This window comes from Streptomyces sp. NPDC048644 (assembly GCF_043199105.1).
Taxonomy (GTDB): Bacteria; Actinomycetota; Actinomycetes; order Streptomycetales; family Streptomycetaceae; genus Streptomyces.
Genome location: NZ_JBICVO010000016.1, coordinates 170,714 through 192,771, shown reverse-complemented (window position 1 = coordinate 192,771; position 22,058 = coordinate 170,714). Strand labels below are relative to the sequence as shown.

At 70.4% G+C, this 22,058-nt stretch carries 17 protein-coding genes; 6 read left to right on the top strand and 11 right to left on the bottom strand.

The window, feature by feature from the left end; all coding sequences use genetic code 11:
- Nucleotides 1–109 precede the first annotated feature (109 nt).
- From ACGFNI_RS29455 to thyX, 3 genes are all read right to left on the bottom strand, one after another.
- Nucleotides 110–1,795, bottom strand: a complete 1,686-nt coding sequence (locus ACGFNI_RS29455) for a ribonuclease J (protein WP_393687725.1) — start codon at nt 1,793–1,795, stop codon at nt 110–112.
- Nucleotides 1,796–1,908: 113 nt separating this feature from the next.
- Entirely contained in the window at nt 1,909–2,808 is a 900-nt protein-coding gene (gene dapA / locus ACGFNI_RS29450; protein ID WP_227047812.1) for a 4-hydroxy-tetrahydrodipicolinate synthase, read from the bottom strand.
- 197 nt (nt 2,809–3,005) lie between these two features.
- Entirely contained in the window at nt 3,006–3,773 is a 768-nt protein-coding gene (thyX, locus tag ACGFNI_RS29445; RefSeq protein ID WP_393687723.1) for an FAD-dependent thymidylate synthase, read from the bottom strand.
- A gap of 240 nt (nt 3,774–4,013) precedes the next feature.
- Between thyX and ACGFNI_RS29440 the strand changes: the two genes are divergently transcribed.
- Both ACGFNI_RS29440 and ACGFNI_RS29435 read left to right on the top strand, forming a co-directional pair.
- Nucleotides 4,014–4,253 (top strand): hypothetical protein, encoded by a 240-nt coding sequence (locus ACGFNI_RS29440; protein ID WP_393687721.1) that lies wholly within the window; start codon nt 4,014–4,016, stop codon nt 4,251–4,253.
- A 102-nt stretch (nt 4,254–4,355) separates the two neighbouring features.
- Nucleotides 4,356–4,913 (top strand): hypothetical protein, encoded by a 558-nt coding sequence (locus tag ACGFNI_RS29435; protein ID WP_393687719.1) that lies wholly within the window; start codon nt 4,356–4,358, stop codon nt 4,911–4,913.
- 84 nt (nt 4,914–4,997) lie between these two features.
- Here ACGFNI_RS29435 and ACGFNI_RS29430 read toward each other — a convergent pair whose 3' ends face one another.
- The 6 genes from ACGFNI_RS29430 to eccD all read right to left on the bottom strand — a co-directional run bounded on the left by ACGFNI_RS29430 (nt 4,998) and on the right by eccD (nt 12,041).
- Nucleotides 4,998–5,450 carry a hypothetical protein gene (locus ACGFNI_RS29430; RefSeq protein WP_393687717.1) on the bottom strand — a complete coding sequence of 151 codons (453 nt, stop codon included), beginning with the start codon at nt 5,448–5,450 and terminating at the stop codon, nt 4,998–5,000.
- Between the two features lie 5 nt (nt 5,451–5,455).
- Nucleotides 5,456–6,208 carry a 4-hydroxy-tetrahydrodipicolinate reductase gene (gene dapB / locus ACGFNI_RS29425; protein WP_393687716.1) on the bottom strand — a complete coding sequence of 251 codons (753 nt, stop codon included), beginning with the start codon at nt 6,206–6,208 and terminating at the stop codon, nt 5,456–5,458.
- 37 nt (nt 6,209–6,245) lie between these two features.
- The gene (locus ACGFNI_RS29420) at nt 6,246–7,625 is read right to left on the bottom strand and encodes a M16 family metallopeptidase (protein ID WP_393687714.1); all 1,380 of its coding nucleotides are present in this window, start codon (nt 7,623–7,625) and stop codon (nt 6,246–6,248) included.
- A complete protein-coding gene (locus ACGFNI_RS29415) occupies nt 7,622–9,841 on the bottom strand; it encodes a polyribonucleotide nucleotidyltransferase (RefSeq protein ID WP_393687738.1) in 2,220 nt (739 codons plus the stop codon). The genes ACGFNI_RS29420 and ACGFNI_RS29415 overlap by 4 nt, the downstream gene beginning before the upstream one ends.
- 293 nt (nt 9,842–10,134) lie before the next feature.
- Nucleotides 10,135–10,422 carry a 30S ribosomal protein S15 gene (rpsO, locus tag ACGFNI_RS29410; RefSeq protein WP_030991941.1) on the bottom strand — a complete coding sequence of 96 codons (288 nt, stop codon included), beginning with the start codon at nt 10,420–10,422 and terminating at the stop codon, nt 10,135–10,137.
- A 152-nt stretch (nt 10,423–10,574) separates the two neighbouring features.
- Nucleotides 10,575–12,041: a type VII secretion integral membrane protein EccD gene (gene eccD / locus ACGFNI_RS29405; protein WP_393687712.1), complete on the bottom strand. Its 1,467-nt coding sequence runs from the start codon at nt 12,039–12,041 to the stop codon at nt 10,575–10,577.
- 277 nt (nt 12,042–12,318) lie between these two features.
- Here eccD and eccCa point away from each other — a divergent pair, with 277 nt between their 5' ends.
- Nucleotides 12,319–16,275, top strand: a complete 3,957-nt coding sequence (eccCa, locus tag ACGFNI_RS29400) for a type VII secretion protein EccCa (protein WP_393687710.1) — start codon at nt 12,319–12,321, stop codon at nt 16,273–16,275.
- A 142-nt stretch (nt 16,276–16,417) separates the two neighbouring features.
- Here the strand turns inward: eccCa and ACGFNI_RS29395 are convergent, their stop codons facing one another.
- Both ACGFNI_RS29395 and ACGFNI_RS29390 read right to left on the bottom strand, forming a co-directional pair.
- Nucleotides 16,418–17,209: a WXG100 family type VII secretion target gene (locus ACGFNI_RS29395; RefSeq protein ID WP_393687708.1), complete on the bottom strand. Its 792-nt coding sequence runs from the start codon at nt 17,207–17,209 to the stop codon at nt 16,418–16,420.
- The gene (locus ACGFNI_RS29390) at nt 17,206–17,514 is read right to left on the bottom strand and encodes a hypothetical protein (RefSeq protein ID WP_393687706.1); all 309 of its coding nucleotides are present in this window, start codon (nt 17,512–17,514) and stop codon (nt 17,206–17,208) included. The genes ACGFNI_RS29395 and ACGFNI_RS29390 overlap by 4 nt, the downstream gene beginning before the upstream one ends.
- A 236-nt stretch (nt 17,515–17,750) precedes the next feature.
- On the opposite strand from ACGFNI_RS29390, the gene ACGFNI_RS29385 reads away from it, so the two are divergent.
- From ACGFNI_RS29385 to ACGFNI_RS29375, 3 genes are all read left to right on the top strand, one after another.
- Nucleotides 17,751–18,158 carry a hypothetical protein gene (locus ACGFNI_RS29385; protein WP_393687705.1) on the top strand — a complete coding sequence of 136 codons (408 nt, stop codon included), beginning with the start codon at nt 17,751–17,753 and terminating at the stop codon, nt 18,156–18,158.
- A gap of 384 nt (nt 18,159–18,542) precedes the next feature.
- A complete protein-coding gene (locus ACGFNI_RS29380; RefSeq protein WP_393687703.1) occupies nt 18,543–20,687 on the top strand; it encodes an ATP-binding protein in 2,145 nt (714 codons plus the stop codon).
- On the top strand, nt 20,684–22,045 hold the full coding sequence (locus tag ACGFNI_RS29375) for an SUKH-4 family immunity protein (RefSeq protein WP_393687701.1): 1,362 nt from the start codon (nt 20,684–20,686) through the stop codon (nt 22,043–22,045). The genes ACGFNI_RS29380 and ACGFNI_RS29375 overlap by 4 nt, the downstream gene beginning before the upstream one ends.
- Nucleotides 22,046–22,058: the final 13 nt, after the last annotated feature.

Below are 22,058 nucleotides of genomic sequence, written 5' to 3'. Positions count from 1 at the left end.
GGGGCCCCGAGCGGTCCGTGGTAAGCTCACAGCGCCGGGGGCGCGCGCCCCCCCCCCCCCCCCCCCCCCCCCCCCCGCTCCAGGTGCGCAGTGCCTGAGGCTCCGTGCGTCAGACCTCGACGACCACGGGAAGGATCATCGGGCGCCGACGGTAGTTGTCCGACACCCACTTGCCGACCGAGCGGCGGATCAGCTGCTGGAGCTGGTGGGGCTCGACGACGCCGTCCTGGGCCGACTTGGCCAGGGCTTCGTCGATCTTCGGGATCACGGCCGAGAAGGCCGCGTCGTCGATACCGGAACCGCGGGCCTGTAGATGCGGACCGCCGACGATCTTGCCGGTGGTGCTGTCCACGACCACGAAGACCGAGATGATGCCTTCGTCGCCCAGGATGCGGCGGTCCTTGAGGTGGGTCTCGGTGACGTCGCCGACCGAAAGGCCATCGACGTAGACGTAGCCCGCCTGGACCTTGCCCACGATCTTGGCGACACCCTTGACCAGGTCGACCACGACGCCGTCCTCGGCGATCACGATCCGGTCCTTCGGTACGCCGGTCAGCGCACCCAGTTCGGCGTTGGCCCGCAAGTGGCGCCATTCGCCGTGTACCGGCATGAGGTTCTTCGGCTTGCAGATGTTGTAGAAGTACAGCAGCTCGCCGGCCGAGGCGTGGCCCGAGACGTGGACCTTGGCGTTGCCCTTGTGGACGACGTCGGCGCCCCAGCGGGTCAGGCCGTTGATCACGCGGTAGACCGCGTTCTCGTTGCCCGGGATGAGGGACGAGGCCAGGATGACCGTGTCGCCCGGGACGATCCGGATCTGGTGGTCACGGTTCGCCATCCGGGAGAGGGCCGCCATCGGCTCGCCCTGGGATCCCGTGCAGACCAGCACGACCTCGTCGTCGGGCAGGTCGTCGAGGGTCTTGACGTCGACGACCAGGCCGGCGGGCACCTTGAGGTAGCCGAGTTCACGGGCGATGCCCATGTTGCGGACCATCGAGCGGCCGACGAACGCGACGCGGCGGCCGTACTCGTGTGCCGCGTCGAGGATCTGCTGGATGCGGTGCACGTGGCTGGCGAAGCTGGCCACGATGATGCGCTTCTGGGCGTTCGCGAAGACCGTGCGCAGGACGTTGGAGATGTCCCGCTCGGGCGGCACGAAGCCGGGGACCTCGGCGTTGGTCGAGTCGGTGAGGAGAAGGTCGATGCCTTCCTCGCCGAGCCGCGCGAAGGCCGGCAGGTCGGTCAGCCGGCGGTCCAGCGGCAGCTGGTCCATCTTGAAGTCGCCGGTGTGCACCACCATGCCGGCGGGGGTGCGGATGGCGACGGCCAGCGCGTCCGGGATGGAGTGGTTGACCGCGACGAACTCGCAGTCGAAGGAGCCGATCCGCTCGGTGTGGCCTTCCTTCACCTCAAGGGTGTAGGGGCGGATCCGGTGCTCCTGGAGCTTCGCCTCGATCAGGGCGAGGGTCAGCTTGGAGCCGATGAGCGGGATGTCCGGCTTCTCGCGCAGGAGATAGGGGACGCCGCCGATGTGGTCTTCGTGGCCGTGCGTGAGCACGATGCCGTCGATGTCGTCGAGCCGGTCCCTGATGGACGTGAAGTCCGGCAGGATCAGGTCGATTCCGGGCTGCTCCTCCTCGGGGAAGAGCACTCCGCAGTCGACGATCAGCAGCCGGCCGCCGTACTCGAAGACCGTCATGTTGCGGCCGATTTCACCCAGGCCGCCAAGGGGGGTGACGCGCAGGCCGCCCTTGGGGAGCTTCGGCGGAGCGCCGAGCTCGGGATGCGGATGACTCAAAAGACTCTCCTCACCACGCGCGCCACGCTGCCGTCGAGGCACGTGGCGCGCATGACATTCGTGCACTTGCTGTGTGGCGGTTGTTTGGCCGTGTTCAGTTGTGAAGTCTGTGCCTAGAGCTGTACCCCGCCTGCGGCGAGATCGCGCGTGAGCTGCTCGGTCTCTTCGGGGGCCAGGTCCACCAGCGGCAGGCGCAGCGGGCCGGCGGGCAGGCCCTGGAGGCCGAGTGCCGCCTTGGTGGTGATGACGCCCTGCGTACGGAACATCCCGGTGAAGACCGGCAGCAGCTTCTGGTGGATCTCGGTGGCCTTGCTGACGTCGCCGGCGAGATGGGCGTCCAGCAGGGCGCGCAGCTCCGGGGTGACGACGTGGCCGACGACCGAGACGAAGCCGACGGCACCGACCGAGAGCAGCGGGAGGTTGAGCATGTCGTCGCCGCTGTACCAGGCCAGGCCGGAGCGGGCGATGGCCCAACTGGCGCGTCCCAGGTCGCCCTTGGCGTCCTTGTTCGCGACGATCCGCGGGTGCTCGGCGAGCCGGACGATGGTCTCGGTGTTGATCGGGACGCCGCTGCGGCCGGGGATGTCGTAGAGCATGACGGGCAGCTCGGTGGCATCGGCGATGGCCGTGAAGTGCCTCAGGAGTCCTTCCTGGGGCGGCTTGCTGTAGTACGGCGTCACCGCGAGCAGGCCGTGGGCGCCGGCGTCCTGGGCCGCGCGGGCCAGTTCGACGCTGTGGCGGGTGTCGTTGGTGCCGGCTCCGGCGACGACAAAGGCGCGGTCTCCGACCGCATCGACCACGGCGCGGACGAGCTGGGCTTTCTCCGCATCGCCTGTGGTCGGGGACTCTCCGGTGGTGCCGTTGACGACGAGTCCGTCGTTGCCGGCGTCCACCAGATGGGCGGCGAGCCGCTGCGCGCCGTCGAGGTCGAGGGCGCCATCCGCCGTGAACGGCGTGATCATGGCGGTCAGCACCCGCCCGAAGGGGGTCTGCGGTGTGGAAGTCGGAGCCATAGGGTCCACGCTACTCGTAGCTCACCTCAGCATGTGTCTCCGGGGAGCAAGGATGTGGACTCCGGCACTGCCTGCTCGGGGGTTCAAGCAGTGCCGGGTCCGTTTCTTCAGCGTAGATGAACTTCGCAAAATGCTGCAATACGGACACTTCGCACGTACGTCCCTGGCGGTGCCGCGCACCGCCGCCCGCCTGCGCTTTACGGCGCGACGCGGCCGTTGGCGTTGAATGCGCCGTACGTGAGCGGCATGAGCTCGGCCCAGTGGGCCTCCATCTGCTCGCCGACCATCTCGATCTCGCGCTGCGGGAAGGACGGCACGGCCGCCTGCTCGTGCTGCGTCCGCAGGCCCAGGAAGTGCATCAGGGAACGGGCGTTGCAGGTCGCGTACATGGAGGAGAACAGGCCGACCGGGAGGACCGCGCGGGCGACCTCGCGGGCGACGCCGGCGGCGAGCATCTCCTGGTACGCGGCGTACGCCTGGCGGTAGCTGTCCTCCATGACGCGGCCGGTCAGTTCGTGCTGCGCGGCGGTGCCATCGACGAATTCGTACTTGCCGGGGCGACCCTGCTGGACCAGCTTGCGGGACTCGCCGGGTACGTAGAAGACCGGCTCCAGCTGACGGTAGCGGCCGGACTCCTCGTTGTACGACCAGCCGACGCGGTGCCGCATGAACTCGCGGAACACGAAGATCGGGGCGCTGATGAAGAACGTCATGGAGTTGTGCTCGAAGGGGCTGCCGTGCCGGTCCCGCATCAGGTAGTTGATCAGGCCCTTGGAGCGCTCCGGGTCCTTCTTCAGCTCCTCCAGGGACTGCTCGCCGGCCGTGGAGACGCGGGCCGCCCACAGCACGTCGCTGTCCGCCGCGCTGTGCTTGACCAGCTCTACCGTCACCTCGCTCCGGAAGCCGGCGGCTGCGCCGTCAGGACTCTCAGGGCTCTGGGTGCTCTCGGCGGGGGTGTGGGACACCGGCGGTTCCTTCCGTTCGATCCTCGTGCGGCGCCCAGCCTACGGCCCGCCACTGACAGCCGGGGAAGCCGGAAATCCGTCGTGATGCCGCGTACCGCACAGAACGGACGTCTGACGCCTGGGCTGGGCACGGCGGTAGATATTTTTCACAGAAGTTGCTGGAAACGGGCACCAATCGGACGCCACAGTCGTCTCTCTCTGTGAAAGCGCCCACTTCGAGGTTCCTAGGAGAGCCCGCTCATGTTCCGCCGGCGAGAGCCCGTCCCGTTCGCCTTCGTTGCCGAGGCAGACCGGTTCCGCAGCAATGTCACTCCCCCTCCGCGCGAGCGCGCGTCCTTCGCCCAGCTCGCCGGCCGATCCCTGATCACTCTGACCGTCGTGGGCGGCCTGGCAGGCTCGCTGCTGTTCGGCCTGCCCGCCCTCCAGCAGGACGGTACGGGCAGCAGCGGCACGCATCAGTCCGAGGCCGCGCACCGCTGACCGCGTCGCCTGTTGCGGGCCGCGGAGTGGTTCCGCCCGAGCGCTGCCGATAGCCTCACCGGTCACAGCTTTCATCAGCGTGCCCATGAGTGAGGATCAGCCGTGCCCCTGCCCTTCCTGACGGCCGACCGCGACCTCGATGTCGACGACCGTACGGCGGACCCGACGCCGCTGCCGCATGACGAGCCCGACCGCTGGCGCCGTCCCTACCGCCCAGGACCGTGGCGCGTGGGGACGGCGGCGGTGTTTCTGCTGCTCGCCTCGTTCGTCCTGTTCTCCACGATGATCATCGCGATGGCCGGTTCGCCGGTCGGCGCCGTGGTCTGCGGGGCCGTGGCGCTGCTCGTGATCGCGGTCGCGTTGCGGTTGCTGCGCGTGGGGGTGTGGGTGAGCGCGGCCGGCCTGCGGCAGGCCGGTCTGCTCGGCACGACGACGGAGCCCTGGAGCGCGGTCACCTCGCTGCGGACGGTCCAGCAGCCGGTGCGCTGGCTGGGGCTGCCGCGGACGGTGCAGGGACAGGCCCTGGTACTCCACCGCGGCCCTGGCGACGGTCGGCGGGTACTGATCACCGACCACAACGGCGACTTCCTGTCCCGTCCCGAAGCCTTCGAGCGGGCGGCCGACGTCCTGGAGGCGTGGGCCGCGGAGTACCGCTCCTAGAGCGGCCTCATCCTGAACGACGGCGCCGGCCGGGGATCCACTCCCCGGCCGGCGCCGTCGTTCAGGTCCCGGTGAGCCGCCGCTTCAGACGTCCGCCGGTGCGCTGTCGCGCAGCGTGATGGCGCGCTGCATGGCCTTGCGGGCCCGCGGGGTGTCCCGCGCGTCGTGGTAGGCGACGGCCAGCCGGAACCAGGCACGCCAGTCGCCCGGGGCGTCCTCCGTCTCGGCCTGCCGCTCGGCGAAGATCGCGTCGGCCGCGTCCCGGTCGATCCGGCCGCCCGGGGTGCGTCGCGGCTCCTCGGTGGCCGGGCCCGCCTCCGCCTCCATCTCGCGGGCGAGCCGGTGGGCGCTACGGGCGAAGCGGGTGTTGTGCCAGAGGAACCAGGCGCCGATGACCGGCAGCACGAAGGCCACCGCGCCCATGCCCATGGCGGCCGGCTCACCGGTCAGCAGGAGCAGCACGCCCTCCATCGCCACCACGCCGAAGACCAGCACCAGCACGGCCGCGAGGAAGAAGTAAGTGATCTTTCCGCCCATGCCGCTCAGCCCAGATCGAGGAAGTGTTCCAGGCCCACCGTCAGGCCCGGGGTGGACACCACGCGCCGCACACCGAGCAGGATGCCCGGCATGAAGCTGCTGTGGTGCAGGGAGTCGTGGCGGATGGTGAGGGTCTCCCCCACCCCGCCGAGCAGCACCTCCTGGTGCGCCAGCAGACCGCGCAGCCGTACGGAGTGGACGGGGATGCCGTCGACGTCCGCGCCGCGGGCGCCGTCCAGCGCGGTGCTGGTGGCGTCCGGCTGATCGGCGCAGCCGGCTTCCGCGCGGGCCGCGGCGATCAGCTGGGCGGTGCGGGTCGCCGTGCCGGACGGTGCGTCGGCCTTGTTGGGGTGGTGCAGCTCGATGACCTCGGCCGACTCGAAGAACCTGGCGGCCTGTTGGGCGAAGGTCATGGTCAGCACCGCGCCGATGGAGAAGTTCGGCGCGATGAGCACGCCGGTCTCCGGGGAGGCGGCGAGCGAGGTGCGCAGCTGCGCGAGGCGTTCGTCGGTCCAGCCGGTCGTGCCGACCACGCCGTGGATGCCGTGGCGCACGCAGAAGTCGAGGTTGCCCATGACGGCGCCGGGGTGGGTCAGCTCGACGGCGACCTGGGCGCCGGCCTCGGTCAGCGTCTCCAGCTTGTCCCCGCTGCCGAGTGCGGCGACCAGTTCCATGTCGTCGGCGGCTTCGACGGCTTTGACGGCCTCGGAGCCGATGCGGCCCTTGGCGCCGAGTACGGCCACGCGCAGCTTGCTCATCGTGTCAGCTCTCTCTGTGTGGTGCGGCGGGGCGTGTCTATGCGACGGCTTCGTGCAGCCGGTCCGCCTGCCGGTCCTTCAGCGGGCCGATGACGGACAGCGAGGGACGTCGGCCCAGTACGTCGCGGGCCACCTCGCGTACGTCGTCGGGGGTGACCGCGGCTATCCGTTCGAGCATGTCATCGACCGACAGCTGCGTGCCCCAGCACAGCTCGCTCTTGCCGATGCGGTGCATCAGGGCCCCGGAGTCCTCCAGGCCGAGGACGGTGGAGCCCCGGAGCTGGCCGATCGCGCGGCGGATCTCGTCGTCGGTGAGGCCGTCGGCCGCCACCTGGTCGAGCTGGTCGCGGCAGATCTTGAGGACGTCCTGCACCTGGTTGGGGCGGCAGCCCGCGTAGACGCCGAAAAGGCCGCAGTCGGCGAAGCCCGAGGTGTACGAGTACACGCTGTAGGCCAGGCCGCGCTTCTCGCGGACCTCCTGGAAGAGACGGGAACTCATCCCGCCGCCCAGGGCGGTGTTCAGGACTCCCAGCGCCCAACGCCGGTCGTCGGTCCGGGACATGCCGGGCACGCCGAGGATGACGTGGGCCTGCTCGGACTTGCGGTTGAGGTGGTCGACGCGGCCACCGGCCCGCAGGGTGCGGGCCCCGGCGCGGGGGACGCTCGGGACGGCGTCCGTGCCGCCGAGTGCGCCGGCCTTCTCGAAGGCGCGGCGGACCAGGCGGACGACCTTGGCGTGGTCGACGTTGCCCGCGGCGGTGACGACGAGGTGCGTGGGGTCGTAGTGCTTCTTGTAGAAGCGGCGGATGCGGGCCGGGGTGAGGGCGTTGACGGTGTCGACGGTGCCCAGGACCGGGCGGCCGAGCGGGGTGTCGCCGAGCATGGTGTGCGCGAACAGGTCGTGCACGCAGTCGCCCGCGTCGTCCTCGGTCATCGCGATCTCTTCGAGGATGACCCCGCGCTCGGCTTCGACGTCATCGGGCTCGATCAGCGAGCCGGTGAGCATGTCGCAGACCACGTCGATGGCGAGCGGCAGGTCGGCGTCGAGTACCCGCGCGTAGTAGCAGGTGTATTCCTTCGCGGTGAAGGCGTTCATCTCGCCGCCGACGGCGTCGATCGCGGCGGATATGTCCAGCGCGCTGCGCCGCTCGGTGCCCTTGAAGAGCAGGTGTTCCAGGTAGTGGGTGGCGCCGTTGAGGGACGGGGTCTCGTCGCGGGAGCCGACGTGGGCCCAGATGCCGAAGCTGACCGAGCGGACGGTGGGCAGGGTCTCGGTGACGACGCGCAGGCCGCCGGGCAGGGTCGTCCTGCGGACCGTGCCGGCGCCGTTCTCGCCCTTGAGGAGGGTTTGGGTACGGGCGACGGCCCGCCCCTCCGAAGAGGTGCGGGCCGTCGTCGTGTGCGTACGGGACGTCACTTGTCGGCGTCGTCCTTCTTGTCGGCGTCGCCGTCCTCGCCCTCGATCACGGGGATCAGGGAGAGCTTGCCGCGCTGGTCGATCTCGGCGATCTCGACCTGCACCTTGGCGCCGACCGCGAGCACGTCCTCGACGTTCTCCACGCGCTTGCCACCGGCGAGCTTGCGGATCTGCGAGATGTGCAGCAGGCCGTCCTTGCCCGGGAGCAGGGACACGAACGCACCGAAGGTCGTCGTCTTCACGACGGTGCCCAGGTAGCGCTCGCCGACCTCCGGCATGGTCGGGTTGGCGATGCCGTTGATCGTGGCGCGGGCGGCCTCGGCGGCCGGGCCGTCGGCGGCACCGATGTAGATGGTGCCGTCGTCCTCGATCGTGATGTCGGCGCCGGTGTCCTCCTGGATCTGGTTGATCATCTTGCCCTTGGGGCCGATGACCTCACCGATCTTGTCCACCGGGATCTTGACGGTGATGATCCGCGGGGCGTTCGGGGACATCTCGTCCGGGACGTCGATGGCCTCGTTCATGACGTCCAGGATGTGCAGACGCGCGTCACGGGCCTGCTTCAGCGCGGCGGCCAGGACCGAGGCGGGGATGCCGTCGAGCTTGGTGTCGAGCTGGAGCGCGGTCACGAACTGCTTGGTGCCGGCGACCTTGAAGTCCATGTCGCCGAAGGCGTCCTCCGCACCGAGGATGTCGGTGAGGGCGACGTAGTGGGTCTGGCCGTCGATCTCCTGGGAGATCAGGCCCATGGCGATACCGGCGACCGGGGCCTTGAGGGGCACACCGGCGTTCAGCAGCGACATGGTGGAGGCGCAGACCGAGCCCATGGACGTCGAGCCGTTGGAGCCCAGCGCCTCGGAGACCTGGCGGATCGCGTAGGGGAACTCCTCGCGGGTCGGCAGCACCGGCACGATGGCGCGCTCGGCGAGCGCGCCATGGCCGATCTCGCGGCGCTTGGGCGAGCCCACGCGGCCGGTCTCACCGACGGAGTACGGCGGGAAGTTGTAGTTGTGCATGTAGCGCTTGCGGGTCACCGGGGAAAGGGTGTCCAGCTGCTGCTCCATGCGGAGCATGTTGAGGGTGGTGACACCCAGGATCTGGGTCTCGCCGCGCTCGAACAGCGCCGAGCCGTGCACCCGCGGGATCGCCTCGACCTCGGCGGCGAGCGTACGGATGTCCGTGACGCCGCGGCCGTCGATGCGGACCTTGTCCTTGATGACGCGCTCGCGGACCAGCTTCTTGGTCAGCGCGCGGTAGGCACCGGAGATCTCCTTCTCGCGGCCCTCGAACTGCGGGAGCAGCTTGTCGGCGGCGATCTCCTTGATGCGGTCCAGCTCGGCTTCGCGCTCCTGCTTGCCGGCGATGGTGAGCGCCTTGGCGAGCTCACCCTTGACGGCGGCGGTCAGCGCCTCCAGGACGTCGTCCTGGTAGTCGAGGAAGACCGGGAACTCACCGGTGGGCTTGGCAGCCTTGGCGGCGAGGTCCGACTGGGCCTTGCACAGCACCTTGATGAAGGGCTTGGCGGCTTCCAGACCGGCGGCGACGACCTCTTCGGTCGGGGCCTCGGCGCCGTCCTTGACCAGCTGGATGGTCTTCTCGGTTGCCTCGGCCTCGACCATCATGATCGCGACGTCGCCGTCCGGGAGGACGCGGCCGGCCACGACCATGTCGAAGACGGCGTTCTCCAGCTCGGTGTGGGTCGGGAAGGCGACCCACTGGCCGTTGATCAGGGCGACACGGGTGCCGCCGATCGGGCCGGAGAAGGGCAGGCCGGCCAGCTGCGTGGAGCAGGAGGCGGCGTTGATGGCGACCACGTCGTAGAGGTGGTCGGGGTTGAGCGCCATGATCGTCTCGACGATCTGGATCTCGTTGCGCAGGCCCTTCTTGAAGGAGGGGCGCAGCGGCCGGTCGATCAGGCGGCAGGTGAGGATCGCGTCCTCGGAGGGCCGGCCCTCACGACGGAAGAAGGAGCCGGGGATCTTGCCGGCTGCGTACATCCGCTCCTCGACGTCCACCGTGAGGGGGAAGAAGTCGAGCTGGTCCTTGGGCTTCTTCGAAGCGGACGTGGCCGACAGCACCATGGTGTCGTCGTCCAGGTACGCGACGGCGGAGCCGGCGGCCTGCTTGGCCAGGCGGCCCGTCTCGAAGCGGATGGTGCGGGTGCCGAAGGAGCCGTTGTCGATGACGGCTTCGGCGTAGTGGGTCTCGTTCTCCACCAAGAAAATCTCCTCGTCAGCGTCCGCTGCCCGTGTGGCAGGGGACCTTCGTCGGCGGAGCGCCGGTGCGGGCCGGTCTTCGATCGAAGCTCCCGGAGTGCTGTCGCACGGTTTCCCGTGGGCATCCGGGGGCCACTACCGAGGACCGGCGGCCAGGGGGCGCTCCACCTCGTTCGCTTTTTGCGTTGTGAAACCAGACTACAAAGCTTCCGTCGACCTCGCGGTGACGTCACTGTCCGGTGCATACGGCAAAGGGAGCGGCCCCCGGTGGGAACCGCTCCCTTCACGGCGTCTTACTTGGCGCCCGCCGCGCCGCGGCGGATGCCGAGGCGCTCGACCAGCGCACGGAAGCGCGTGATGTCCTTCTTCGCCAGGTACTGCAGCAGGCGGCGGCGCTGGCCGACCAGCAGCAGCAGACCACGGCGGGAGTGGTGGTCGTGCTTGTGGGTCTTGAGGTGCTCGGTCAGGTCCGAGATGCGACGGGAAAGCATCGCCACCTGGACCTCGGGGGAACCGGTGTCACCTTCCTTGGTGGCGAACTCGGTCATGATCTGCTTCTTCGTAGCGGCGTCGAGCGACACGCGGTACTCCTCGGTGTGTGTACGGCCCGTGAGCGTCCCTGGATTTGCTTCACAGGGAATCTTGATGACTCGACAGGACCGTCACACAGCGTACCAGCTGGCGACGGCCCCCCGATCGGGTGATCGGGGGGCCGTCGGCAGGGGTGCGGGAGCTAGTTTCCGGTCAGCCCGCGCACCGTGGCGTAGATGTCGAGCACCGCCAGGCACAGGGGTACCAGGGACAGCAGGACCAGGCCGTCGAAGATGTCGAAGATCCGGCCCCAGAAGGGGGTGACGCCCTTGCGCGGGACGATCAGGCCCACGCCGACGAGCAGGGCGGCGCCGGCCGCGATGCTGCTGGAGAACCAGACGGTGCGGATGTTCAGCGGTCCTGAGTCACCGAAGCGGGCCAGCTCGACGAGGGCGTCGACCGGCGGGTGCAGCGCGACCCCCAGGACGAGCAGCACGACGGTGAGGATGCCGGCGATGGTCAGGCAGGCGACCTGCGCGGTGTAGTCGAAGAGCCGGGCGCGGAGCATGATCGTGATGCCGGCGGCCAGCGCCATCAGCTGGGCCCAGCTGTTGTCGGAGAAGCCGAGGACCACTCCGGCCGAGCCGACGACCAGGGCGGAGCAGCCGGCGACCAGGCCGAGCAGCAGTTCGTGGCCGCGGCGGGCCTGGTTGCCGATCTTGACGAAGTCGACCGACTCGCTCTCGGGGCGCTCACCCTCGTAGGAGCCCTTGGCGATCTGGTCGGGCGACTTGTAGCCGATGGGCAGCCGGGCGAAGCGTGCGGAGAGTCCGGGGAGCCAGGCGACCAGGGCGATGGCGACGGCGGCGGTGACCGCGGCGACCTCTATGGGGGCGGCATCGGTGAGGATCGCGGCGAAGACGGCGAGGGTGCCGATGGCCGACAGGAAGGCCGCGGCCACGAAGGGGGCGTCGCCGCGCGGCAGCAGCACCACCAGCAGGACGGAGGCGATCAGTACGGTCACGCAGCCGACGAGGAGGTGCAGCCGGCCGGGTCCTGATCCTGCCTCGACGGGGAAGATGCCGGAGCCGGCGAGCAGCAGGTGCGGCAGCGAGGCGAGGCCCAGCGCGATGGAGGAACCGTGGTCGTCATAGACCCGGGCGCGGACGCCGGAGACGGCGACCAGGACGATGCCGACGACACCGGCGATGATGCCGGGCAGGCGGTGCATGTCGCGGTCGACCGGGTTCGAGAACCAGAGCGCGAAGGCCATCATGACGAGCAGCAGCACGCCGGCGGTGAGGCCGACGTAGTGCATGAGGTCGTCGCTCCAGCGGTTGCGGTTCTGCTTGACCGCGGAGGCGACGGCGTCGGACACGTCGTCGAAGACCGGCAGCGGCAGCGACTCGGCGAACGGCTTCAGCAGGAGGAGGTCGCCGTCCAGGATCTGCTGTTGCGCGAGCGACTGGCCTGCGTCAAGTACCGTGCCGTCGCGGCGTACGAGGTGGTAGCCGGTCGGGGCGCCCTCCGCCTGGGACTGGCCGGAGAGTCGCAGGATCTCCGGGTAAATGTCGACGAGTGCGACGTCCTCGGGCAGTGCCACATCGATCCGTGCGTCCGGCGCGGCGACTGTGACCCGGCAGAAGCCGGTGCCTGTGGTCGTGCTCACCTGGCGGTTCCCCCTATCCGTTGGGCGGTTTGTCGCGGGCGTGGCGTATATATGAAGGCATATACGGAGACGCTTTCGAGCCCGTTTTCACGGCGTCGCGGCACGCTCGCGGTGCGTCAGCGTACCGCCCGATTCGGGGCTTGCCCCACCCACCCCGAAACTTGACGCTTAACAGTAGGATCAACGCCTGCGTCGGGCCAAGGACTTGGCTCGGGGGACCGTCGAATCCAACGGGGGCGGTCCGAGACTGCGAGATGCATGAAGGACTGATGCCTCGGTGAGCGTTGTCATCGTCAAGCGCCCGCCCCGCGCGCTGCCACCTGAAGTCGCCGGTGAGGAGGTGACGCTGGAGGCACCTCCTGAACTTCCCCGGGAAGGGGAACAGGAGAACATCCTGATGATGTTCATGCCCATGATGGGCATGGGGTCTTCCGCCGCTTTCCTATTCATGGGCGGCCAGCCGTTCATGAAGATCATGGGTGGCGTCATGGTGGTTTCCACTCTGGCCATGGCGATCGTACAGATCGTCAAAGCCAGGCAGGGGCCCTCCGGGCAAATGCTGCAGGAACGCCAGGATTACCTCAAGTACCTCGCGCAGAAACGGAAAGAGGTACGGCGTACCGCACGCAAACAGCGTGACGCGCAGCTTTTCACGCACCCCGATCCGGGTCAGTTGTGGTCCGTGGTGGCGGAGGGCAAGCGCGTCTGGGAACGCCGGGCGAGCGATCCGGACTTCGCGCAGGTACGCCTGGGACTCGGTCCGCAGCAACTGGCCACCCCGCTGAAGGCTCCGGAGACCGCGCCGGTCGACGAACTGGAGCCGCTGACCGCGCACGCGATGAAGGAATTCCTCGACAAGCACGGGCATTTGGAGAACCTGCCGCTCGCGGTCTCGCTGCGCGCCTTCTACCACCTGACCGTCTCCGGTGACCCGGACACGGTCTACGCCAGTTCCCGCGCGATGGTCGCCCAGCTGTGCACGCTGCACTCCCCCGAGGACCTGGTGGTGGCGGTCGTCGCCTCGCCGGGCGCGCAGGCGGAGTGGGAGTGGACGAAGTGGCTGCCGCACGTCCAGGACAAGACCACCGACGGTGCGGGCAGCCGCCGTCTGGTCGTCGGCGACCTCGGTGAGATCGAGGAGATGCTGGCCGACGAGCTGGACGGCCGCGGGCGCTTCAACCCGCAGGGCACTCCGGTGACCGACACCCCGCACGTGGTGATCGTGCTGGACGCCGGTGACGTGCCGATGGACTCGGTCATCGCCGGCGCCGAGGGGCTTCAGGGCGTCACCATCATCGAGGTCGTGCCGGGTGACCTGGACGAGATCCGCGGTGGTCTCGCGGTCCAGGTGTGGCCGGACAAGCTGGTGCTGGAGTCGGCGAGCGGCGCGGTCTACCAGGGGGTCTGCGACACCCTGTCGATCCCCGAGGCGGAGGCGCTGGCCCGCCAGCTGGCCCCGCTGCGGGCCGGTTCGGGCGCGGACGGCGAGGAACCGCTGCTGTCCAACCTGGACTTCACCGACCTGATGAACATCGGCGACGCCGGCTCCGTCGACGTGCAGCGCACGTGGCGCCCGCGGACGCTGCACGAGCGCCTGCGGGTGCCGATCGGTGTCGACAAGGACGGCCAGCCCGTCATGCTCGACATCAAGGAGGCGTCGCAGGAGGGCATGGGCCCGCACGGCCTGTGTGTCGGTGCGACCGGTTCGGGTAAGTCCGAGGTGCTGCGCACCCTGGTGCTGGCCCTGGCGGTCACCCACTCGTCCGAGACGCTGAACTTCATCCTCGCGGACTTCAAGGGTGGCGCCACCTTCACGGGTATGTCGGAGATGCCGCACGTCGCCGCGGTCATCACCAACCTCGGTGAGGACGTCAGCCTGATCGACCGCATGCGCGACTCGATCACCGGTGAACTCCAGCGCCGCCAGGAGCTGCTGCGCTCGGCGGGCAACTACGCCAACATCACCGACTACGAGAAGGCGCGTGCCGCGGGCGCCCCGCTGGACCCGCTGCCGTCGCTGGTGATGGTGCTCGACGAGTTCTCCGAGCTGCTGACCGCCAAGCCGGACTTCATCGAGATGTTCATCCAGATCGGCCGGATCGGCCGTTCGATGGGTGTGCACATGCTGCTCGCCTCGCAGCGTCTGGAAGAGGGCAAGCTGCGCGGCCTGGACACCTTCCTGTCCTACCGCCTGGGTCTGCGCACCTTCTCGGCTGCCGAGTCGCGTACCGCGATCGGTGTGCCGGACGCGTACCACCTGCCGAACGTGCCGGGCTCCGGCATCCTCAAGTACGACACCGAGACGATGGTGCAGTTCAAGGCCGCGTACGTGTCGGGTGCCTACCACGGCCCGGGTGCCGGCGGTGGCGGCGGTGGCAGCCGGACGAACCGGCTGCCGGTGCCGTTCACGGCGGCCCCGGTCGTCGAGCAGATCATCGAGGACCCGACTCCGGTGGAACCGGAGGCCCCGCAGCAGGACGACGCGCTGGCCGACACCGTGCTGGACGTCATCGTGCAGCGGATGCAGGGCCAGGGCCCGCCCGCCCACCAGGTGTGGCTGCCCCCGCTGGAGGAGTCGCCGACGGTCAACCAGCTGCTGCCCGCGCTGGCCACCACACCCGAACGGGGCGTGCACGCGCCGGAGTACACGGCGCTCGGCAAGCTCGTCGTGCCGGTCGCGCTGGTGGACAAGCCGTTCGAGCAGCGGCGTGACGTGATGTACCTGGACTTCTCCGCCGGTGCCGGTCACGGCCTGGTCGTCGGCGGTCCGCAGTCCGGCAAGTCCACGCTGATCCGGTCCGCCATCGCGGCGTTCGCGCTCACCCACACCCCGGTCGAGGTGCAGTTCTACTGCCTGGACTTCGGCGGCGGCGGCATGCTCGCCATGGAGGACCTGCCGCACATCGGCGGCGTCGCCTCGCGTCTGGACGCGGAGAAGGTCCGCCGTACGGTCGCTGAGGTCGTCGGCATCCTCAACGAGCGTGAGGAGTTCTTCCGGCAGAACAACATCGACTCCATCGCGACCTACCGCCAGCGGCGCAACGCGGGCGCCTTCCCCGACCAGAAGTGGGGCGACGTCTTCCTCATCATCGACGGATGGGCGACGTTCAAGACCGACTACGAGCAGCTCGACCCGGTGATCCTGGACATCGCCGGACGGGGTCTCGGATTCGGTATCCACCTCATCATCGGCGGCTCGCGCTACACCGAGGTCCGTCCCGCGCTGCGCGACCAGCTCCTCAACCGCGTCGAGCTGCGCCTGGGCGACCCGATGGAGTCGGAGTTCGACCGCAAGCGCGCGGAGAACGTCCCGATGGGCAAGCCGGGCCGCGGTCTGTCCCCGGAGAAGCTGGACTACCTCGCCGCGCTGCCACGCCTCGACAACGACAGCGACCCGGAGACGCTCAGCGACGGCATGGCGAATCTGGTGCAGACGGTCAAGGAGCACTGGACGGGCGAGCCCGCCCCGAAGGTGCGGATGCTGCCGACGATGCTGTACGCGAACGAGCTGCCCAAGGGCAGCGACTTCCCGGAGCACGGCATCGCGATCGGCGTCGACGAGACCACGCTCTCGCCTGCCTTCATCGACTTCGAGACCGACCCGCTCCTGGTCATCTACGGCGAGAGCGAGTCCGGCAAGTCGTCGCTGCTGCGCCTGCTGACCAAGCAGATCGCCGAGCGGTACCCGTCGGACAAGGCGCTGATGGTGGTCTCCGACTACCGCCGCGCGCTGCTCGGCGAGGTGCCGGAGAGCCACCTGTACAAGTACTGCGCAGCGGGGCCGCAGTTGCAGGAGGTCATCACCGGTCTCGCCGGTTCGCTGGGACGCCGCATGCCGGGCCCTGACGTCACGCCCGAGCAGCTGCGCAACCGCAGCTGGTACGACCTGCCGGACGCGTTCGTGATCGTGGACGACTACGACCTGGTGGCGACGAGCAGCGGCAACCCGCTGCAGCCGCTCCTGGAGTACCTGCCGTTCGCCCGTGACCTCGGTCTGCGCCTGATCCTGGCGCGCAGCTCGTCGGGCGCGGGGCGGTCCTCGTTCGAGCCGGTCATGCAGCGCACCAAGGAGCTGGGCGCGCAGGGTCTGATCCTGTCCGCCGATCCGGGTGAGGGCCCGCTGATGGGCAACATCAAGGGCCAGAGCCTGACGCCGGGACGAGGCACCTTCGTCACGCGTAAGCGCGGTGCGCAGCTGGTCCAGACGGGCTGGCTGCCGGCCAACAGCCGCTGATACGGCGGTAGTCGGTACGGACAACGGCGGTGGGGCGTCCCTCTTGAAGAGGGGCGCCCCACCGCCGTTGTGGTGGGTGACCCGCCGTTGTGGCGGGTGACCCGCCGTTGTGGCGGGTGGCCGCGGTGCGCGGGCCCGGCCGTCAGCCGAAGGCGCCGTGCCTGCCGACGTCGGGTACGGGCCGCCCATCGGCCGCCGGTGCGGGGGCTTCGGGCTTGCCGCCGTCGGCCTTTCCTTCACCGGCCTCGCCGTCGCCGCGTGCCTTGCCGTCGCCGGTCTTTCCGTCGCCAGCCTCGCCGCCTCCGGTGGCGGGCTGTCGTTCCGGCTCGGTCTCCGTGCCCCGGGCTTCGGCCGCGGCCGTCTCCTCGCCGGTCCGTACGCCCTTGGCGATGCCCGTGCCGCCGCTCGGCCGCCGCTCGGTGGCGGCGCCTGGCCCGAACGGGTCGGGCCCCGTCGGCGCGGTCGATGTGGCCCATTCGCCCTTCGTGGGCGGCCGTTGGCCCTGGCCTCCGCCACCACCGCCGCGCTTGCCGAACGCCCCGCCCAGGGAGTTGGCGAGCTGGCCGAGCGCCATGAACCCGTAGGCCATGTCACGGCCGGACGACTGCGCGCCACCGGAGTTGTCCACCGGCGGTGCGGCTTGGGCTTCGTCGTGCGGAGCGCCGTCCTGCGGGGTGCCGGTGGACGGCGCCGCCGCGGCGGTCTCCAGGTCGGCGGCGGCCAGCGTGAAGACCGGCAGCGATTCGTCCACCGACCGCTTCAGCCGGTGCCAGTCCGCGGCGAATGCCTCGCCCGCCGGACCGTGCCAGTCGGCGGCTGCCGCGCTGCCGACGTGCCGGTCAAGCTCCCTGACCAGACCGTCGAGGTGGCTGCCCATGTCCCGCCAGCCCGCCGCCGCTTCGTGCAGGGCCTCCGGATTGCGCCGCTGGGTCACTGGACACCCCTGATCATCTCGGCCAGCTCTTCCTCGACCGTCTGCGTCGATGCGGCGCTCCGCTTGACGCCGACGCCGACCTCGGCCAGCCGCTGCTGCAGCTGGCCCAGGGCGCGCTCGGCCTGCTCGTACAGCTCCACGTGCGGACGGGCCGCCTCCGGGTCGCCGAAACCGTCGCGCAATGCCCCGGCGTCCGACGTCCGGCGGAATGCCGTCAACTGCCGTGCCAGATCGTCCGCGTATTTCTCAAAGATCGAACCGAGCTTGTGCAGCTCCTCGGTACCGACCCGGACTTCATCGGACATCTTTTCTCCCCGAATTGAATGGCAGCGACCTGCCGGACATCGGCACAGGTCTAGCACACCCGCAATGACCCTCAACTCCCGTGCGAAGCGGCCGGACCACGAGGTGCGGAAGGAATGCGGATCAATAGCAGGGAATAGCGACAACCCCGCCTTGACGTCCTGTTCATACCCGTCATTAGACTCGTGACGCCGGTGCCGCACACGCGGTTGCTGTGCCACACGTTCTAGGGGGCAACATGAACAACGAGCGGCAGATCCAGGACGAGGACCTGATGGACGTCGCCCAGGATCCGGAGCAGGCGCACCGGCTGCGCAAGGCGCTGAAGACCCTGGCGGACAACCCCAACGTGGGCGGCAAGCTCCAGGAGATGGCCAAGGAAGTGCTCTCCGGGCGGATCGGCATGAAGGACGCCATCGCGACGCCGACCTACATGGATGCGCTGGGCGACCGCATCGGCGAGATGCGGCGGGCGGCCGAGAACCAGACCCAGGCGGAGCGGGAGTCCTCGCGCGAGCAGTTCGCGACGTGGCAGAAGAAGCAGGAGGAGCAGGAGGACAAGGAGCGCGCCGAGCGGGACGGTCCCTCGGGCGCCATCGTCACCACCCCGCGGCACGGCAGGGGCGGCAGCAGCCACCGGCGCTGACCAGGCGGCCACGGCACGGGTCCGGCCGACGCACCGGGCCCGAGCCGCAATACGGCGGCCCGACGGTCCGGGCGCCGCGAATCTCCACAGAATCGGCCCCTTTTCTCCGCGCTCTCCGCTTCGCCCGGCTTCCCTTTCCCGAATCCGTACCGCCTCTTCTCCTTTCCCCGGTCCATCGGGTACGCGGATCTCCGGGTGGTTCCCGTTCCCCGGTTCTTCCCGTTCTCCGGGGAGGCGATAGCGGCTCGCGTCACGCTCCGGGCATCCGCTCCATCCCCGATGTCCCGGTTCCGGAACAGCCGGGCCCCGAGGGCTCCAAGATCGCGACCCGGATCATAGGATCGCCGGAGACGCTGGAATGCACGACGGTGGAGGGCGGGATTGATGGGGGACGAGGAAGTCATGAGCGCCTCGGACGAGGGGATCGCCACGGCGGGCGGCTATGCACCGCATCCGTTCATCGGCGGTCGCACCGCCGCGCTGCGCGCACTCGCCGCCTGGCGCATGAGCTGGCCCGGGGCGCCTCGCGTCATCGCGCTGACCGGGAACCCGGGCAGCGGGCGCGGCCGGCTGCTGACCGGATTCCTGATGCTGTGCGACCCGGAGTACCGCAAGCAACTGCCGCTCGACGACCTGGATCCGGCGACCGTACCGCCCGACCTGCCTGCGCCCGCCGTGCCGAACCCCGAGCGGCTCACCTCGGCACAGCTGCTGTGGACCCTCGCCGATCATTTCGGCCTCCGGGCCACGCGGACCGAGGACATCTTCACCGAACTCGCCGCTCGTGAAGAGCAGGTGACGATCGTGGTGCCGGACGTCGCCACCGCAGGTCCGGTCCGGGCCGCGAACGAACCGGCCCGCCTCCTCCAGGGCGTGCTCAAGCCGCTGGCCGCCACCCCGACCGTCCAGTTGCTGGCCGTCGTGGAGCGCGAGTCGGCCGCCGAGCTGGCCGCGTCACTGCCGGGCGGCCAGGCGCAGATCATCGACCTCGACGCTCCGGAGTGGGCCGACCCCGATGGCCTTGTCCTGCACGCCGGGACCGCACTCGACACGGCCGCCGGCGCCCCCGAACTCCCGTACACCACCGACCCTGAGCTGCGCAGGACGCTGGCCGCCGCGCTGGCAGCGCGCGCCGGGGGCAACCGTCTGACCGTGCAACTCGCGGTGCAGTCCCTGCTGATGCAGCCCGAGGGGTTCGACCCGGCGGACACCGAGCGGCTGCCCGGCACCCTCGGTCAGGTACTCGACCTGCACGCCGCCCGGCTGGGCGCCGACCCGCAGACGCTGCGGCTGATGCTGGCGCCGCTGGCCTTCGCCGAGGGCGACGGGCTGCCCGTCCAGCTGTGGGGCCCGCTGGCGAACGCCGTCGCCGAACAGGACCTCAGCCAGGCCATCGCCGACGGCATGCTGCTGGCCGCGCCGTTCGTCCAGCTGCCGGATGACCCGGACGACGGCGGGACGAGCGACGGGACGAACGGCGGAGCCCCGGCCGACGACGGCACGGACGGCACCCGGACCGGCGGCACCCCCGCCCCCCGCCCCCTCATCCGCCTCGTGCACCCCGCACTCGCCGCGGAGATCCGCGCCGGGCTGCCGGACCCGCGCGGCGCGCAGACCCGGATCGCCATGGCCCTGCTGGAAGCGGTCCCCGACCAGGACTGGTCGAAGGCCGACCCGTACATCCGTGACCACATCGCCGGGCACACCCTCGACGCCGGTCTGCTGCCCCAACTCCTCACCGACCCCGGCCTGTTCGCGCACGCCGACCCGGTGACCCTGCGCGCCGCCGTGGAGGCCGTCCCCTTGGAGGCCCTCGGCGCTCCGGCGCGTACGTATCTGCGTACCGCTCCCCTGCTCACCCGCTCCGAGGCGCCGGTCGCGATGCGCGCGGCGTTCCTGGAGTCCGCCTTCGTCGAGGACGGGCTGCTGCCGTACGCGCAGGCACTGCACGGGCTCGGGCTCGATCTGCCGTGGCGCACCCTGTGGAGCCTGCCGCTGACCGGCGCCGCGGGAGTCACCCTCGGCACGCTGCCCCCGGCCGCCGCACCGGGAACCGCGGACGGTTCCGACGGCCCGTCCGGCGACGGCGGCGCGGCCCCAGCCCTCCCGGTGGCGCTCGTCGTCGTCCCCGCGGGCACGCCGGGTTCCCGCCCGGTGCCGGGCGACGACGCCACGGCCCTCCTGGTGCACGAGCTGGCGACGGCCGCGTACCTCGACACCGACCCGGCACAGGTCGTGAGCCACTCGGACGAGGAGCGCGCGGCGGGGCGCCACGGACTCAGCCGCAGCGCCGACTACCTGCGGGTCTGGTCCCGGACGGACCGCGAGGTGGTGGCCGCGCTGATCTCCGACACCCCGATCACCGGCGCCGACCTCTCACCGGACGGCATCCTGGTCGTCGCCACCCACCGCGGCGTCACCGCCCGGCAGATCGTCACGGCGCAGCCCGCCCGTCCCACCGTGCCGGCCCAGGCCGCCGGCCCCGCAGACGTTCCCGCTTCTCCCGGCCTCGAAGGAGACCACTCGTGATCACCCAGGAGCAGGCGCACGCGACCGCCGACCGCTGGCTCAACCCCGAGGGAGCGCAAGGCCCGCCGCGCGAAGTCGCCCTCCAGGAGTTCGACCTCGGCTGGGTGGTGTGGGCCGTCCCGCCGCCCCCGGAGGTGGATCCGGAGACCGGCGCCCGCCGCCCGCCCGCGGAGATCGGCACCGCCTGCGGCGTCGTCGACCGCGCGTCCGGCGAGCTGACGGTGTGGCCTTCGGTACCGGTCGACGAGGTCGTACGGATGTACCGGCGCAAGCACGGCGCCGCCGACGGCGAGGCGGAAGCGGCCACCGAGCAGCCGGCGCCCGGACAACCGGCCACCGAACAGCCGCCGGTCACCGGCCCCGGCAACACCGCGGTCGCCACCTTCGACGATCCGGCCACCGGCGCGGAGACCAACCTGGTCCGCGTCTCGGCCCCCGGCCTGCCGCCCGCCGAATACCAACTTGCCGACGAACTGCGGCAGATGGGCGTGCCGGGCGAGAGCGTCCGGGCCGTGCACACCGACCTGCGACCCGCGCTGCTGCCCGGCGGCTACCCGGGCGACTTCGTCTTCCGTGCCTTCCCGAACGCCAGGTTCTCCTGCACCGAGGGCTACGGCATGCGGCCCGAAGAGCGTGCCGAGGGCGTCGCGGGGCTGGTCCGGCATGTCGAGATGATGCACCGGATGGCGGGCCGGCAGGCGCCGCCGCGGCCACACCGGGTGCCGGTGCCGCGGGAGGTCCCGGCGGCGGAGCCGGTGCGCGACGTGGCGCTCGGCAGGCAGCTGACGGAACTCTTCGGCGAGCAGGGCGTACTGCGTCCGGACGCCGACGACCTGGCGGCGACCCCGTTGCCCGAGCCCGCGAAGGCGACGCTGACCTGGGCCGGACTCCCCGCCGCCGTGCCGTACTTCTTCACCGCCGACCGCGCGGACAACCCCCCGGCCGGCGGCCTGTTCACGGACGCGGCCACCCACCTCCGGGAGACCGGCACCGAGGCCGGGAGCGGCACGCTGGAGACCCTCGCGGGTCACGTCAGGATCGGCACCGACGGCGGCTACGCCGTCACGGTCCAGTGCACGGCGCCCGCCGAGAACCAGGGTCTGATCGGCACCGTCTGGGCGGTCCAGCCCTCATCGGGCGGCGGCAGGTTCGTCAACCGCACCCTGTCCGCCTATCTCCGCTCGCTCGCCCTGCTGACGGCCACCCGCACCCGGATGCGCGGCATGGACCCGTACGCGGCCGGCGCCGCGGTCGCCGCCTTCCAACGGGACCTGGTGGCCATCGATTCCTGGTCCCTGGACGACGAGGGCAACTGGTGGTACCTCATCGTCGAGCAGATGTGGCACGGGCTGTTCTGAGCGGCCGGGGTTG